The sequence below is a fragment of the Nostoc sp. 'Lobaria pulmonaria (5183) cyanobiont' genome, assembly GCF_002949795.1.
In the GTDB taxonomy this organism is placed as follows: domain Bacteria; phylum Cyanobacteriota; class Cyanobacteriia; order Cyanobacteriales; family Nostocaceae; genus Nostoc.
This window is the reverse complement of record NZ_CP026692.1, coordinates 1,892,760-1,906,147: the sequence shown is the minus strand read 5'-3', so window position 1 is coordinate 1,906,147 and position 13,388 is coordinate 1,892,760. Positions and strand designations below refer to the sequence as shown.

At 42.8% G+C, this 13,388-nt stretch carries 13 protein-coding genes; 6 read left to right on the top strand and 7 right to left on the bottom strand.

Features of this window, described 5'->3' with window-relative positions; genetic code table 11:
- Window positions 1–183 precede the first annotated feature (183 nt).
- Window positions 184–516: a rhodanese-like domain-containing protein gene (locus tag NLP_RS08230; RefSeq protein WP_104905970.1), complete on the bottom strand. Its 333-nt coding sequence runs from the start codon at window positions 514–516 to the stop codon at window positions 184–186.
- A gap of 159 nt (window positions 517–675) precedes the next feature.
- Here NLP_RS08230 and NLP_RS08225 point away from each other — a divergent pair, with 159 nt between their 5' ends.
- From NLP_RS08225 to cysE, 3 genes are all read left to right on the top strand, one after another.
- Window positions 676–2,337, top strand: a complete 1,662-nt coding sequence (locus NLP_RS08225) for a DUF3352 domain-containing protein (protein ID WP_104905969.1) — start codon at window positions 676–678, stop codon at window positions 2,335–2,337.
- Between the two features lie 328 nt (window positions 2,338–2,665).
- Window positions 2,666–3,157 carry a hypothetical protein gene (locus tag NLP_RS08220; protein ID WP_104905968.1) on the top strand — a complete coding sequence of 164 codons (492 nt, stop codon included), beginning with the start codon at window positions 2,666–2,668 and terminating at the stop codon, window positions 3,155–3,157.
- A gap of 259 nt (window positions 3,158–3,416) precedes the next feature.
- Window positions 3,417–4,181 (top strand): serine O-acetyltransferase, encoded by a 765-nt coding sequence (gene cysE, locus NLP_RS08215; RefSeq protein ID WP_104905967.1) that lies wholly within the window; start codon window positions 3,417–3,419, stop codon window positions 4,179–4,181.
- 44 nt (window positions 4,182–4,225) lie between these two features.
- Here cysE and NLP_RS08210 read toward each other — a convergent pair whose 3' ends face one another.
- On the bottom strand, window positions 4,226–4,810 hold the full coding sequence (locus NLP_RS08210; protein ID WP_104905966.1) for an Npun_F5749 family FMN-dependent PPOX-type flavoprotein: 585 nt from the start codon (window positions 4,808–4,810) through the stop codon (window positions 4,226–4,228).
- A 245-nt stretch (window positions 4,811–5,055) separates the two neighbouring features.
- Between NLP_RS08210 and NLP_RS08205 the strand changes: the two genes are divergently transcribed.
- From NLP_RS08205 to NLP_RS32940, 3 genes are all read left to right on the top strand, one after another.
- Window positions 5,056–6,753 carry a tetratricopeptide repeat protein gene (locus NLP_RS08205; protein WP_234017250.1) on the top strand — a complete coding sequence of 566 codons (1,698 nt, stop codon included), beginning with the start codon at window positions 5,056–5,058 and terminating at the stop codon, window positions 6,751–6,753.
- 24 nt (window positions 6,754–6,777) lie between these two features.
- Entirely contained in the window at window positions 6,778–7,050 is a 273-nt protein-coding gene (locus NLP_RS34780; protein ID WP_104905965.1) for a tetratricopeptide repeat protein, read from the top strand.
- A gap of 225 nt (window positions 7,051–7,275) precedes the next feature.
- On the top strand, window positions 7,276–7,542 hold the full coding sequence (locus NLP_RS32940; protein WP_158680319.1) for a hypothetical protein: 267 nt from the start codon (window positions 7,276–7,278) through the stop codon (window positions 7,540–7,542).
- Window positions 7,543–7,607: 65 nt separating this feature from the next.
- On the opposite strand, the gene NLP_RS08195 is transcribed toward NLP_RS32940, so the two are convergent.
- The 5 genes from NLP_RS08195 to NLP_RS08175 all read right to left on the bottom strand — a co-directional run bounded on the left by NLP_RS08195 (window position 7,608) and on the right by NLP_RS08175 (window position 13,280).
- Window positions 7,608–8,348 (bottom strand): Uma2 family endonuclease, encoded by a 741-nt coding sequence (locus NLP_RS08195; RefSeq protein ID WP_104905964.1) that lies wholly within the window; start codon window positions 8,346–8,348, stop codon window positions 7,608–7,610.
- A gap of 151 nt (window positions 8,349–8,499) precedes the next feature.
- Entirely contained in the window at window positions 8,500–8,808 is a 309-nt protein-coding gene (locus NLP_RS08190; RefSeq protein ID WP_104905963.1) for a KGK domain-containing protein, read from the bottom strand.
- Between the two features lie 222 nt (window positions 8,809–9,030).
- On the bottom strand, window positions 9,031–10,092 hold the full coding sequence (ccsB, locus tag NLP_RS08185) for a c-type cytochrome biogenesis protein CcsB (protein WP_104905962.1): 1,062 nt from the start codon (window positions 10,090–10,092) through the stop codon (window positions 9,031–9,033).
- A 197-nt stretch (window positions 10,093–10,289) separates the two neighbouring features.
- On the bottom strand, window positions 10,290–12,059 hold the full coding sequence (locus NLP_RS08180; protein ID WP_104905961.1) for a DUF3352 domain-containing protein: 1,770 nt from the start codon (window positions 12,057–12,059) through the stop codon (window positions 10,290–10,292).
- A 591-nt stretch (window positions 12,060–12,650) separates the two neighbouring features.
- Window positions 12,651–13,280, bottom strand: coding sequence for a chorismate lyase (locus tag NLP_RS08175; RefSeq protein WP_104905960.1), 630 nt, complete (start codon window positions 13,278–13,280; stop codon window positions 12,651–12,653).
- Between the last annotated feature and the right edge of the window lie 108 nt (window positions 13,281–13,388).

The window sequence follows — 13,388 nt, the reverse complement described above, 5'->3', positions numbered from 1 at the left end:
TTCCAAGGGCTACTGCCAAACTGTAATTTAGAGCAATCCAACATTTTTGTGCAGATGTACTTGATGCCCAAATTCCAAACTTTCCGGCAAGTCTCTAACATTGATTGATGTACTTCTATCTTTAGCATAGCAAAAGTCAGATGGAAGAATATGTTCCATCTGAATGATGTATTCGAGCAAAAGCTAATACTGGGGAATTGAAGGGTCTACTAGTTGGGAATAAGCATCAATACCACCCGAAATATTTTGCACATTTGTAAAACCTTGAGCAATCAACCACTGGCACATTTGGGCAGAGCGGATGCCGTGATGGCATAACACCAAGGTTTCGGCTTGGGGATTGAAGAGGGTAGGTACTCGATCTCCCCATTCAGCAAATTGACTTAAAGGTAGGTTGACAAAGCCCTCAATGCTAGCGATCGCCAATTCTTGTGGTTCACGCACATCTACTAGCTGAATACTTGTATCACTAGAAGAAAGACGTTGCGCCAGTTCTTCTACACTAATTTGATTCATGAGTTCCCTGTCATGAGGTTTTCGTAAATAGTCCTAATACTATTTATGGTGACAGAAAATTTCTGCCTTGACATCAGCATCCATTCTCAAGAGGGTTGATTAATTCTGCTAGGCTTTCTGCTTAAATGGCTGTAAACCGTCTTTTTTAATAGGTTTAATGTGAATAGGCAACGTTCATTTATCGGTTTTTTCGTCGCTGGGGCGATCGCCCTGCTAGTAATTGCGATCGCAGGCTTTTACTGGTTTTTCGCTAAAAGTCCGGCTAACCTCATTGCTTCTAGCTCTGGGCCTGGTGCAGCCATATTCGTGTCAAAACTTTCCCCTGCAATGGTTTCATTATTGACAAATCCTGACCGTTTGCAGGCGTTGGAGCGGGAAGAGGAACTATCTAAACTCAAAACCAGTTTATTCGCTAAGAGTGGCATAGATTACAAACAAGACATTCAACCCTGGTTAGGGAATGAAATTACATTAGCGATCGCTACCTTAGATATTGATCGCGATCCAGAAAACGGACAGCAGCCAGGGTATTTGTTGGCATTAGCAACCAAACAACCGCAGAAAAGCCGCGAGTTTGTGGAATTGTTGTTTTCTAAACGAGCGTTAGCTGGGGCAAACTTAGCTGTTGAACAATATAAAGGTGTAAAACTGATTTCTGACAATTCTCAACCAGAACAAGACTTGCTTGCTGGTGCTGTTGTCGGTGAAAGCTTCGTCTTATTTGCCAACGATCCGAAAGTACTAAAAGATGCTATCAATAATGTCCAAGCGCCCGATCTGAATTTGACTAGCTCACCCGAATACCAAAAAGTTACCAAAGAACGGCTTAAAGGGGGATTAGCTGTAGCTTTCTTGAATCTTCCCATCGTAGCAAAATGGCAAGGGTTAGAGTTACCAGAACAACTTTATAACAGTCAAATCATATCCTTAGTGTTGAATCCCCAAGGATTGCTGGCAGAAACCACCATTTTAACTTCATCGGAAATTGTCCCTGCATCTGCACCGCTATCTAAACCTGTGGGAGCATTGCAGTATGTTCCAGCATCCGCAGGTTTAGCAATTTCCGGCTCGAATTTGAGTAATTTGGGTGACAGCGATTTAGCCAAGCTCTGGAGACAAGCAACAGCAACTATATATGGTTCTGGGGAAGATGTGGTTTCTCGGTTAGCAAAACCTTTGGCGGATGTTCAAAAACGCTGGGGTATAAATTTACCAAAGGATATTTTCAGTTGGGTACAAGGAGAATATGCCATAGCATTGTTACCTGATAAAGAGCAAACAACCCCACATTGGATTTTTGTGGTGGAAAAATCCGAAGGTGTAGAACAAGGCGTTGCTCGATTAGATGCGATCGCCTCATCCAACGGACTCAGCATTAATACCCTGAATATAGACAAGCAAAAAATCTCCGCTTGGACAGAGTTAACCACAGCTACAAAAAAAAGTGATGTCAAAGAAGGAGCATCTTTCAGTATTGAAACAAAAGTGCAGGGATTGCATACAACTTTAGGAAATTACGAAATTTTCGCGTCTGACTTGGAGACGATAAATGAAATTCTCACAACCAAGGATAATTCCATAATTGACAATCCCAATTTCAAAGATAGTATCGCTGCAATTCCCCTACCAAACCAAGGCTATATATATCTTGACTGGACAAAGAGCCAGAATTTGTTAGAGCGTCAAGTACCGATTCTCAAACTAGTGGAAGTCTTAGGTAACCCATTTTTTAACAACCTGCGATCGCTCACAGTTAGTAGTTATGGAACTGACACGCGATCGCTCAAAGGTGGCGTTTTCTTCAAACTCCATAATTCGTGAGATTTTCATAAAAGCTCAAGTATAGAAGGTAAAGGTAAAAAATTCTTTTACCTTTACCTTTTATACTTTCTTGTCAAATTATATTTACGTAGATTTGATGTAGCATTTGCTAATTAATGGCTTGATTGCCAAAATGCTTGACTATCAACGGGCGTGATTTAACGCTGCTGTCTAGATCGAGAAACAATCTAGTAATTCGCTGTCCACTTTCCAAAATATTAACTGTGGCACATTTGAATGTGGCACACCCAACTGAAATTTCACTAGATTTTTTTAACTAGAATATGTATATATCATTACTAATTTTAAAGCCTGTTGGAGGGCTACTATGAAATACTGTTGCCCCCGACTTCAGTTTGGCGGCGGTTGGCTGTTGGCTATACTTACCGCCATCACAGCTACCCCTGCAATAGCACAAACAGCAAACTTTGGCACTTTGAATTTATCAACAAACTTTGATTCAGCACAAGGAACAGTGCAGGGGTTTACAGGTGGTTCTTACTCATTATCTGCCATAAGTAACCGCGATCGCGATCAAAAAGCCTGCATTGGCTTTGCCGATCCCAAACCAGATCACATTATGGTTTTGGAAAAGGACTTTCCTCAGCTAACAATCCAAGTTGATAGCAACAACAACGACACCACTTTAATCATTCAAGGCCCAGATCAAACAACAATTCGTTGCGGCGATGACACTGGTAAAAGTAAAGATGCTAGCGTTAGCGATCGCAACTGGAAAAGGGGCACTTATCGGATTTGGGTAGGTACATTTAATCCTGGAGTCAAGCGGGATTATACTCTGAAAGTGGAGCAGCAGTGAAGTGGCAAGTAGGAGAAGCGGGGGAGCAGGGAAGAAGTTGCAGTAAGTTTTCCCCTCTGCCCCTTTGCACCTCTCTCTGCCTCTTATGCCCAATGCCCTTTAGGAGTGCTGAGTGCTGAGTGGGGAATCTCACTTCTTTACTCTAAGCCGAGAAACTCGAAACTCGGAACTGTTTTGCCCCATTCCCAATTTTTAGGTGTAACACCTGAGAGGATAATATGGGAGAGTAGCTTGTTGTGCTTTCCGAGGGTGCTATCTCGTGCTATCTATACTACGTGCTGACTTTCGTATCATATTTGAACGTGACCCAGCTGCCCGTAACTGGTTGGAAGTTTTATTTTGTTACCCTGGTTTGCAAGCCCTGTTATTCCACAGGCTGGCTCACTGGTTGTATAGTGTTGGTCTTCCCTTTATTCCGCGCCTGGTTTCTCACTTGGCTCGGTTTTTGACTGGAATTGAAATCCACCCTGGTGCAACAATTGGGCAAAGTGTGTTTATTGACCACGGGATGGGTGTAGTAATTGGTGAAACTGCGATCGTGGGAGACTATACCCTAATTTATCAAGGTGTCACTCTTGGGGGTACTGGTAAAGAATGTGGCAAGCGCCATCCCACTGTGGGCGAAAACGTCGTAGTTGGAGCTGGAGCAAAGGTACTGGGCAATATCCAAATTGGCAATAATGTCCGTATTGGTGCTGGTTCTGTTGTTTTAAGAGATGTGCCTTCAGACTGTACTGTGGTAGGTGTGCCTGGGCGCATTATGTATCGTTCTGGAGTTCGGGTTTCACCTCTTGAACACAGTAACTTACCAGATTCAGAAGCTCAAGTAATTCGTGCTTTAGTAGACCGGATTGAGGCTTTGGAAGAACAAATACAAACTCTTCAGCGCACCAATTCTTCAGAAAAAACTCCTGTTTTAGTGGGTTGTTTAGCAGCGAAAGGGGATGAGCTAACCCGTGATACTCGCTGGTGCAACCTCAAGGATAAGACTATCCAGGAATTTCTAGATGGTGCTGGCATTTAGTTTAACTTAAGGGTTAAGGGTCAATCTTTTGACTCTTGACTAAATCACGGATTAATCGCTTCGCTAGTCCACTGTTGCTGGTCATTACGGCAGTAAAGGGATCGATTTTGTGGTTCGCCGCGTAATTCTAAATGGTCTACTTGTACCGGATCGAGTAGCAATAGACAAAAATTAGCCACTGGCTCAACAGGATCGGGTGCTGGTGGCTCAAAGGCTCCTGCTTCTTGGATTCTGGGTTTACCAGGATGGGGCCAAGCAAACTGTAAACGCGCCGCATCACTCAATTCTTGCCACATTGCGATCCGGGCTGGCTGTAAATCTTGGTCATAATCATCACCGCTTACTAAGGTTAAACAGCCAGTGATGCGGAATTGTTCTCGTGTATTGGGGAAGTACCAGCAAATTTCTGCCCAAGGTTGTTGCTGTATCTGGTCGGTTTTGGCGCTACGGTTATCGGTGATAAATTTTAGCTGGTTTGTATCTTCTAGAAAGCCGCGAAAGACTAGGGTACGATTAGCGGGGCGACCATTCGCTTGCACCGTTGCTAGTTGCAGGTAACGGGCATAAACAAGGCTGCGATTGCTATCAAGCGCATGAGCGATCGCACTTCGCCAAGGAGCAAGAGACATACTAATTCGTAATTCGTAATTCGTAATTCGTAATTTTTGAAAGTCAGATTTAATCTGGGTTTCCAGGTTTGAGTCTGTTGTCTTATTTTAGACAATTGGTACAACTGTAAGTAAATAATTTTGCAATCCTCTCTGTGTCTGTGCGTGAACCTTATCCCCAATTCAACGGATAATGTACAGAATCTTGTATAAATTCGGAGGTGATTTAATGGCAGAAATTCAAGTCGGTATTGAGGGTGAAGGCGATGCAAAATTCCCAACTTCCCCACAAGGTAATTATTACCTGTCGCTACAATTTCACATTGTCGGAACTGAATCATCGTCTGTACCGCGAACCTCTGGGTGCTCTGGGTGGGGCAGATTTAATTAAAAAGTATAATCGTCTGGATTCCTTTAATGGCAGTTGGCAATTTCAGCCAGATTTGCCCGAACGTGCCAAAAAAGCAGCAGATGGAAATCCTCGGCTGTTGGAATGGTTAGATAAGATTTTGCAAAATTCCCTGAAGTCGCCGGAAGCGGAGAGGGGAGTTGAGATGATTCTGCAAAAGATGGCAGATAAAGAAAAGGAATTTCGTGAGGATATTTTGGCACAGGTATTGCTGAAGCAGCAAACTCCAGCTTTGCGTCAAATGCTGGGGAAGTTGTTGGTGTATGAGTTACCTGTTCCTCTAGCTGCTATTTCTCCGATTTGTGAGGATATCTCAAGTTGGGATCATATTCAACGCGCTGAAATTTTGGGTTTGTTGGAAGTTACGCTGACCAACAACAGAGAGAGGTTGTATCGTGTTCCCCGGATTTTGTCACCGTTGCTAGACTTTCCAGAAAACCCCAAGGGTGAAGAGTTGTATAAACAAGCTGCACAAATTTTGTATCGTCTGTGGTGGGAAGAGGCAGAAAATTCTACGGAATCACAAAAGTTAGAAATTCATCGCTTGGGGTTGCTGGGGAAGGATGAAAGAATCGCAGCGAAAATAGTTAGTTCATTGGCAGATAACTGGAAAAATCAAAGCCGTTTTTGGGAAGCAATACATCTGTGCAAATCAACCTTAGAAATTACTAAAAACCATAGTGTTCTAAGAGAAATTGCTTATTGTAAACACCAAATGGGTGAGGTTGATCAAGCATTAAACTATTACGAACAAGCTTTAAATCTTTGTCCCGCAGAAGACGAAGGAGAATTAGCAGCAATTTATAATCATTTAGGAACACTAAAAGCTGACAAAGGGGAAGTGGATGAAGCGATCGCACTCTACAATCAGTCTTTGGAAATAAATGAACGCATTAGTAATGTGCAAGGCAAAGCAGCGACGTTGCACTGTCTGGCAATTATCTACGCCAACAAAGGGGATGTGGATGAAGCGATCGCACTCTACAAGGAGTCTTTGGAAATAAAAGAACGCATTGGTGATGTCCAAGGCAAAGCGGCGACGTTGCACTGTCTGGCAGGTATCTACGCCAACAGAGGGGAAGTGGATGAAGCGATCGCACTCTACAAGGAGTCTTTGGAAATAAATGAACGCATTGGTAATGTCCAAGGCAAAGCAGCGACGTTGCACTGTCTGGCAGGTATCTACGCCAACAGAGGGGAAGTGGATGAAGCGATCGCACTCTACAAGGAGTCTTTGGAAATAGAAGAAGGCATTGTAAATGTCCAAGGCAAAGCGGCGACGTTGCACTGCCTGGGAATGCTCCACGCAAAAAAAGGGGAAGTGGATAAAGCGATCGCACTTTACAATCAGTCTTTGGAAATAAAAGAACGCATTGGTGATGTCCAAGGCAAAGCAATGACTCTGTGGTGCTTAGGATATTTGGCAGAACAACAGGGTAAATACACTAAAGCGATATCCCATTTCCAACCAGCTTTAGAGATTTTGCAGCGATTGAAGTCACCGGATGCTGAAGGTGTACGTGCAAGTCTTGATAGGGTAATGCGTAATTCGTAAAATGTCCAAGGGAAAGCGGCGACGTTGCACCAACTGGCAATTCTCTACGGCAACAAAGGGGATGTGGATGAAGCGATCATACTCTACAATCAGTCTTTGGAAATCAATGAACGCATTGGTAATATCCAAGGCAAAGCAATAACTCTGTGTTGGTTAGGACATTTGGCAGAACAGCAGGGTGAATACACTAAAGCGATATCCTATTTGCAACCAGCTTTAGAGATTTTGCAGCGATTGAAGTCACTGGATGCTGAAAGTGTAAGTGCAAGTCTTGATAGGGTAATGGGTAATTCGTAATTCGTAATTACAGGAGCGAAGGTTTTTTGTCTCACGCAGAAGCGCAGAGAAGAAGGCATGAGTGTGATTTAGGTAAATGAAAACTGCTGTAATGAGTCTTGGATACTCATGAATGAGTCTTTGATATTCGCGTGAGAATCTTTGATATTCGTCGGCGAGTCTTTGATATTCACGCGAGAGTCTTTGATACTCGCGGACGAGTCTTTGATATTGGTGGACGAGTCTTTGAACTCCATTAATGAACCTTTGAGCTTCGTTCGTGAACCTCAGAGCTTCGTTGATGAACCTCGGAGCTTCGTTGATGAACCTCGGAGCTTCGTTGATGAACCTCGCTGTTCGGTTAAGGCAAGAGACGCGATAAATCGCCGTCTCTACAATAATCATTCCTTTGTAGAGACGGCGATTTATCGCGTCTTCGTGATTAGGGAATTTATCTCCTTACTCCTTTTTTCAAATGAGAGAGAATCAGGATCTACACCGAGCGATGTCTAACGACAAGCCGCTCCGCGTCTACGCAATTGTTATGCTTTATTTGATTAATGAATTTTGATAGCAATTTAAATGAGAGAATCAGTATCTATGCCGAGCGATCGCAAGCGTTCTCGTAATAATTGGGTTTCTTGCTGTGCTTGTTGAGCTTTTTGTTCCGCTTGTTGAGCTTTTTGTTCCGCTTGTTGAGCTTTTTGTTCAGCAACTTTTTCCTTTTCTTCTGGTGTTAAAAACCGTTGTCCTTGTTGGTTATACCAATACATCCATTCCCGTGGTATGCCTAGATAAGTTCCTCGTTCGATGCCAAATCCTAAACCTATTTCTGGCAACCAAACTGGATTACCATCATGTAATTCATAAACATTGTTAACTAATTTGTAAACTTCTAAACGTGGCTTGCGGCGGCGAAATGGGTTGTAAACTACATAATACAAAATTCCCAATCTTGCATACTCTGCTTTTTTGGTCGAGTACTCACCACGGTATGTTTTAGATACTACCTCCAACACTAATATCGGTAATTTCTCCTCTTCCCAAAGCACATAACTAGGACGGAGGTTTTCATCATAAAATCGCTCAACGCCCAGACTCAAAAACCCATCTTGGACTATCGGTGGTAAATCTGGGTCATAATAAATACCCATATCAACGCCAAAATACCAATCCATGCGTTCTGGCCAAGCTATTGCCAGAAGCGCTTTAAGTAAACCAGGAATCAAATCTTGTAATTCATTATCCACAGGGGTATCGTCAGAGTCAGGTAGCTCCTCAGATGAGGGCAAACAAGCTAATGGATCGTAATTTAGCATGATCTATTTCCCATTTCTCAGTTATTAGTACATCTTTCTTTTATAAATGAATTTTGATAGCAATTCAGCACATCCTATTTTATTTGCAAACATTGAGAAACTGAAATCCCCGACTTCTTTAATAAATCGGGGATCTTTTGCTCATTTGGTATTAATTTTCCACTTGTTTGAGTTTTTGAAAAATTTCATCAAGTGGTGACTCAGATTCATCAGGACAAAATTCTAAAGCAAGTCTAACTTTTCCTTTTTTCCATCCCAAAGTACTAAATTGCAAAACTTCGCAATTTAATCCTTGGGTATACAAATTTACTTCCTCTGTATCTTCTGCTCCAATATATTCCTTGATTGCTGTAATCAAATCACGGACTTTAAAAGTTTTAGCAATATTTAACTTATTAAAAGCGTCTGGTTCTATAGACACAACTTCATCATGGTTTAGTATCTCAAATCCATCTTCCATAAAAATCTCCTGTCAATAAATCTATATTTTCCAGAGATATAACAGTTCATCCGAAATAAAATAATGATTTTATAGATTTAGTGCTGGTCAAATAAAAATTTAGTAATAATTTGATGTCCGGTAAATTAGTCTATAATTCTCGCGTTACCCCTCCCCAACCCTCCCCTTACCAAGAGGAGGGTGCGCGGTAGCACGGGTGGGGTAGTTTTATTTAAACGGTTCTTAGAAAAACCAACCGTAAGAATGCAAACCTTTACCCAAAAGATTCACACCGAGATAGCAAACCCAAACGACAATCAAGCCGGTGGAGGCTAAAATTGCAGGACGACGCCCTTGCCAACCGCGAGTAATTCTGGCGTGAAGGTAGGCGGCGAACACTAACCAGGTAATTAATGCCCAAGTTTCTTTCGGGTCCCAACTCCAGTAGGAACCCCAGGCTTCGTTAGCCCAAACGCCACCGGCAATAATGCCAATTGTCAGCAGGGGAAATCCTAGTCCAATGATGCGATAGCTGATGTTGTCGAGGGTTTCGGCAAGGCTAAGGCGCTGGGGTGAAAGAGGTTCAGCAGATGCAACCGCTTGAGATTCAGGGGTAGTTACTAAATTTAAAACAGCCGTATTACCGTTACCATTGCCGTTGCTACTAGTTTCAAAACGGGCAAAGCCGTTATTTTCAACAGCAGGGGTTGGTGGTTGAGAAATTAGTTCAGATGCTTTGTGCAAGCGGTAGCCGTTGCTGCGATAACCACCAGTACCAACAGAACTGCCTTGTAGTTGGATGTTTTGACCGCGAGTGACAATTAAGAAAGCGATCGCTAATAATGAACCCACCATCAAAGCAGAATAACTCAACATCATGACGCTGACATGCATCATCAGCCAATTTGACTTCAAGGCAGGTACTAGGGGTTCTGACGCTTGCATCTGGGATGGTAGTGTCATGGTAGCAAAAGCTGCGATCGCCATTGCCACTGGAGCTGTCGCAACTCCTACTAAACGGCTACGGCTACTATTTTCAGCAATCAGATGGACGGCGGTAATTCCCCAAGTTAAGAAAAACAGAGATTCATAGAGATTACTTAAGGGAAAGTAACCAGCTTCGATCCATCGTGCCCCTAGTAGAGTAGCAATGCACAAATTTGCGATCGCCATCCCAGCTGTCCCCAAAGCGGCGAGATAAGGCAGATTCGGAAAAGCCGCTCCTCCCCAATACACCAGCATTGTTAGGAATAATATGGCAAAGGACGCATTGTCCAGCCAGTTCTGGAGTACAACCAAATTCATAAAGTGTTCTCTCCGTGGATAATTTAAAATATCGATTCTGACTGTTTTGATCCTATATGTTTAGGGGGGAATCGGGAATGGGGCATTGGGGATTGGGCAATTCAATTTTGGATTTTAGATTGGCGATTTCGGATTAAATTTTAATCTAAAATCCAAAATCTAAAATCTAAAATTCTTACTCCGCATTCCCCACTCCCCTATCTAACAGAGTTACTCTTACTCCCTTCTGGACTAGGCAATGTAGTCGCGTTAGTAACTTTTTTAAGTTCGATAAAAATATCGTAACGGTTACTACGATTGTCGCTGACGGCAGATGTCATCCCAATTGATCGCGTTGCATCTAGCAAAGTTTCTTGATTGGGAATTATAGTTGGTAAAGGGAAATTTTTCACAGTTCGTTCCACATCCAGGAAAAATTGACCATTCGTCGGATTGGGTTCTGTAGGAACTGTTTGTTGGAAGGGAAGAGTGCCAGCTAGTGTGTAATTAGGTTTGGGAACAATTTTATCCGCGATCGGAGCGCCCACTATCAGAAAAGCGACATCTCCATCTAACCAACCGTGGGTTGCAGTTAACGTACCATAAGGTGATACCCAGTTAACAACGGGTTGACCTGCGACTTTCCCCGGTTGCACTTGGAACTGGTATTGATTTTTCATCACTTCATCCAGTTGACTGATGGATGCTTCGGCTGATTTGCGTAGGCTTTGCCCGCCTTCGGCATCGCTTGTCTGTACCATGAACAGCAAACCCGCACGAAAATCATTTGGCGAACCTTCTTTTGGAGTAGCAGGAATCACTGATAACGAAAACTCCCCTTTCATCCAACTGAGCAAATCCTTCTCTAAATCGAGGTCGGTAAGAGATTTTATACCACCTCTAATCTGTTCTGGTGCGATCGGTGATAAAGGATTTCCCTGAGATGTTAAAACATAGTCTCTCCACAACCTCTGTAAGTTACCACCAGTAAGCATCATTAAGGTTTCCGCGGGTATGCGGCTTTGCATTTTCCCAGCTTTGTTTTCCACCACGAGCACACGTTGACTATTAGGATTTAACCAAGAAACGCCCTTGAAGCGGATTCCTTCGGACTCTAAGGTTATTGTCCCTGCTAAACCTTGGTTATTTTGCAGTTGAGCCAAAACTTGAGCAGGTAAAGGGCGGTTTGGAGAAGCTGCGGCTATTTTCGCAGCTGTTGGCACATTCACATAAAACTGGGCAAAGGGTTGGTAGTTGGCAATTTTCGGGAAATTCTCAGTAAAGCCGCCTGTTGTGGCTAGGGATGTTTTATTTTTGTAGGCGTCGATGGCTCGTTCTGTGGCTTTAGGACTATCAGTTATGACTAAAAAACGCCCATCTAGTAATGCAGCCGAGAAGTTTTGCCCTGCTTGTCCCTGACTTTGTTTAATGGCGATCCCTTGATAAGTACGATCGCTCCATTTGCCTTGTTTAAGGGTTTTGGGTTGTGCCAAAATACTTTTAGCGATTTCTGGGTTTTTCACTGGCAATACCATTACCATCGACTGCTGATCGCTGGCAGCATTTTCATTGGTGGTAACTGGTTTGGGTGCAGGTTTATTCCCTGTTGCTGGAGCAAGAATTGCGATCGTCACGTCATCGCCTACCCAAGGAGCGATATCTTTCTGGAAGTCGTAACCATTATTAGTCAGAAAGCGATCGCGTAACTGGACTAAATTTTTGTCCAGTTCTATTTGGGTTTCTTTTGTCCCAAACTGCCGCAATTTCTGCCACTGCTGGGGATCTGTTGTTAAGGAAACCGCAAACAGGGCATCACCAGGAATAATATTTGCACCTACTAGCAAATCGCTAGAAGATATTTGTCTCTGGGCTAACAACCAGTAGGCTACACTCCCCGCACCAATCAATAACCCAGCAGCCGAGATCGTCAGCACCAGAGACGGTTTCTTATTTTTCTTCATCGGAACAGACACAAGAGGCAGTGCCATTGAAACCTATACCTCATATTTGCAAACTCATTACTTGCTGAATTGGTTAAGTCAACCAAAAAGTTTCTTACGATCTAAGGCAGTTAACTTGATAAATTTTTCCACCATAGACATTGATGATATTTCCGTAATCAACCTTCTCTACTGTTTCAAAGCGGTGTTTTAGTGGTTAGTTACCTTTTTTAACACGCTTTGTTGAATTTCGCAGGACACTCCTTTAAACGGCTGTCTGTTTCGGAAAGTCTCCGAAAGTTAACATCCTGCATTTCAAGCACTTTGAGGATATAACTAACTTGAAAAAGCTGCAAGTAATCTGTAACTTACACTACCTTCTATTTAGATAGCTTCCATCTTTGGTATTCACTCAATCTAAGCAAGATCAAATGTCCAGTATTTTACATAGATTCAAAGTCATTAGTGCAAAATTTCCATACTCTGAGGCGCACTGCAAAAGATGAAAAACTTTTAAATAATAAGTTAAGTTGCCACAATAAAACCAAACTACGTGAATAAAGATAAACTAGACTACAACCCTTTTCCTTTCTGCCTGCTGCCTTATCCCAACGATAAATTTTGACGCCGACCTACTTACTATGCTTCAGCATTAACAGCATTCAACTGCATTGACCCTAGATATTTGGTCAAATAAGGTGAAAAAACTTCATAAATTAATGTCAATGGCTGCCCATGATGCCAAAACAAGTAGTGGCGACCCCAAAAAGGCCCAGTTACACCAAAACCAGACTCTAGTGCCAATGAGTCACCGTAGTAAATTCCTCGAACATCCCGATACAATTCTGTGCGAAGGCGAGCTAAACTTGCCCAAATTGGTAATGAACGGTTTTGTAAATATTCATCGACATGACTGGCTTCCCACCACGAAGTAGCATAGGCTAATCGCTGACCAGAAGCGGTACGCAGCCATACTTGTCGCCGTAATCGCGGTTCTGGGACAGCTTGAATTAACTCAGGAGCAGCATCCAAGTCGATGCCAATCAATGACATATCAATAACATCTACTTCTACAGCCTCACCTGTGAGCAATTCTAAGTGACGTGTCGGGGAGCCGTCACCCAAAAGCATTAGCTGCCATGCAGGTGCCAGCTGAGTGTGAGGTAAACTTTGTTGAATTATTTCCTCCCCTCCTTGCCAAATCGGAGTGAGGCGATGCCAATCTGGTGGCGATGTTAGATTGTTTGTTGGCGTAAAAGTAATAGTCAATGCTTTTTACAAAACTTCACCTATTTCTATAAAAGCATAAAGAACTAGTACTTTGATAAGGCAACTTTGCTTAATATCTAGTAAGCACTGAAGTGCTTCCCAAGAAAA

What these genes read in the sequence shown, in the direction of transcription:
- NLP_RS08230 (WP_104905970.1), bottom strand. Translation starts at nt 516, where the DNA reads ATGAATCAAATTAGTGTAGAAGAACTGGCGCAACGTCTTTCTTCTAGT.
- NLP_RS08220 (WP_104905968.1), top strand. Translation starts at nt 2,666, where the DNA reads ATGAAATACTGTTGCCCCCGACTTCAGTTTGGCGGCGGTTGGCTGTTG.
- NLP_RS08210 (WP_104905966.1), bottom strand. Translation starts at nt 4,810, where the DNA reads ATGTCTCTTGCTCCTTGGCGAAGTGCGATCGCTCATGCGCTTGATAGC.
- NLP_RS08205 (WP_234017250.1), top strand. Translation starts at nt 5,056, where the DNA reads ATGCAAAATTCCCAACTTCCCCACAAGGTAATTATTACCTGTCGCTAC.
- NLP_RS08195 (WP_104905964.1), bottom strand. Translation starts at nt 8,348, where the DNA reads ATGCTAAATTACGATCCATTAGCTTGTTTGCCCTCATCTGAGGAGCTA.
- NLP_RS08190 (WP_104905963.1), bottom strand. Translation starts at nt 8,808, where the DNA reads ATGGAAGATGGATTTGAGATACTAAACCATGATGAAGTTGTGTCTATA.
- ccsB (WP_104905962.1), bottom strand. Translation starts at nt 10,092, where the DNA reads ATGAATTTGGTTGTACTCCAGAACTGGCTGGACAATGCGTCCTTTGCC.
- NLP_RS08180 (WP_104905961.1), bottom strand. Translation starts at nt 12,059, where the DNA reads ATGGCACTGCCTCTTGTGTCTGTTCCGATGAAGAAAAATAAGAAACCG.